Annotated in this window: 2 protein-coding genes; one reads left to right on the top strand and one right to left on the bottom strand. The window is 65.8% G+C overall.

All coding sequences use genetic code 11. The features are described from left to right. On the bottom strand, positions 1–1,242 hold a 1,242-nt coding region (locus tag ACGWYJ_RS38780; protein ID WP_395111684.1), incomplete at its 3' end, for a hypothetical protein. Positions 1,243–1,475: 233 nt separating this feature from the next. Between ACGWYJ_RS38780 and ACGWYJ_RS38785 the strand changes: the two genes are divergently transcribed. Then, positions 1,476–1,779 (top strand): ATP-binding protein (locus ACGWYJ_RS38785; protein ID WP_395111686.1); only part of this gene is annotated, 304 nt, incomplete at its 3' end.

Consider the following 1,779-nt stretch of genomic DNA (forward strand, 5'->3'; position numbering starts at 1 on the left):
CAGTGAGAGCATGGCGGTACGGCGTAGAAGGCCATCACTGCTGAACTCGGAGGGCAACCGCTCTAGGACCTGCACGGTGTGTCGTGCGCCTTCGTCGACATCACCGGCACGCATCAGGCAGCCTGCGCGGTGTAGCTCGACCTGGGTACGCCCCTGATAGTTCCGCTCGGGGTACAGGGCGAGCGCTTGATCCTGGGCAGGGGTGGCACGTGCGAGGTCTCCGGCGTGGGTGTGGACGTGGCTGGCGACATGGTGGAGACGTTGGGCAGACCATCCCCATTGGGACGAGCGATCCGAGGTGACCTCATCTGGAAGCCGCTCGAACAGTTTGTGCAGCTCCCCCAGTGTCTCGTGGGCTTCCTGGTGGCGGTCAAGCTGGGCGCAAGCCTGGGCTTTGGCTGCGTAGCCGCTTGCGACGCCTGCGCAGGGGGTATTCCGGCCGATGGAGATGGCCTCCTCGGCGACATCGAGGATTGATAGTGGCGATCGGTCCTCGTACAGGGAGAACACCGCCTGCCTGCCACGCACCAGCGCGGCCGTGCGGTGGTTGCCGGAGGAGTCGGCGGCGCGAGCTGCGCTTCGCCACCAGCGGCGGGCACTGCGGGCACGCCCGAGATTGGTAAAGGCGATCGCGGTGAGGGCCGCCAGTTGTGCCGCCGAGTGGATCAGTCTGGTTCGAACCGCGTCATGAGACCGCGAGATGAGCGCGCTGAGTTCCTCGAAGTCAGTCAGTAGGTCGGGCAGCAGAAGCGGAGTGGGTACGTGCCCAACCTCGTGGGCGTAGTCAAAGGCGACTCGTTCCCAGGCGTCGGCATCCCGGTCAGTCGCGGAGGTATCGACGGCGTCATGCAACGCGGTGCGGAGGCGTTCGCTTTCCTGCCCAAGAGGGGCGGTCATCGCGGCTGTGGCGAGCATGCGGAGTAGCGTTCGCCGTCTCACATCCTCGTCCTCGGAGTCTGGGCCATGGAGAAAGGATTCCCCGTAACTGGCGTTCGATGAGCCGAACAGCTCATCACGGGGGATATCGAACGCGGCCGAGTAGGGGTCGGCCCAGTCGCGGGGGAAGTGATGGCCCTTTTCCCATTCCAGCATCTGCCGGGCGAGGGTGCGTAGCCGCGTCGGTGTGGGGTCGATGCCGACCGCGTTGAGCAGGTGGCGGCCCATCTCCCATTTGCCCCATCCGCGCGCCTCGCGCTCGTGCTGGATGCGTACTGCCCAGCCGGGTCGGTCGTCCTCGCTCATGCGGTGTCCTTCACCACGCGCGACAGGTGGACACGGAACGTGTCGCCCTCGTCTCGCCATTGTCCACGTTCTGTACGGCACGCGACACGGATTCAATGAGGCGCTGAACGGGGCGTGCGTGGTGCGATGGAGACATACAGAAGTGCGCACGCCTTGGCCAAGCGACAAGGACGGCTCCGGACGGTGCGCGAACACCGCTCCCCGGGGCCTTGGCCGGAAGGCAGGTCCGACCCGTGGGCAAGGCCACGACACACCAGAAGTTTCCAAGGTCAAGCCTGATCGCCCATGCCCGCGAACCTGAGATCCCGACGCTGGTTCTTCATCCCACGGACCGTGCTCCCGTGTCGGCTCGGCGGTTCGTTGCTGAGCGGTTCCATGAGTGGGGGCATCAGGATGACTACGTCGGCCGTGTGGTGGTCACTGAGCTGGTGACCAACGCCTACCAGCATGGGGCGGGGTTCATCGTGGTGCGGGTGTTCCGGGACGAGCGGGATGGCTTGGCGGTGATCGAGGTCTGGGATCACGGGCCGGGACTGC

Origin of the sequence: Actinomadura sp. SCN-SB (assembly GCF_043906805.1) — a bacterium.
Taxonomy (GTDB): Bacteria; Actinomycetota; Actinomycetes; order Streptosporangiales; family Streptosporangiaceae; genus Spirillospora.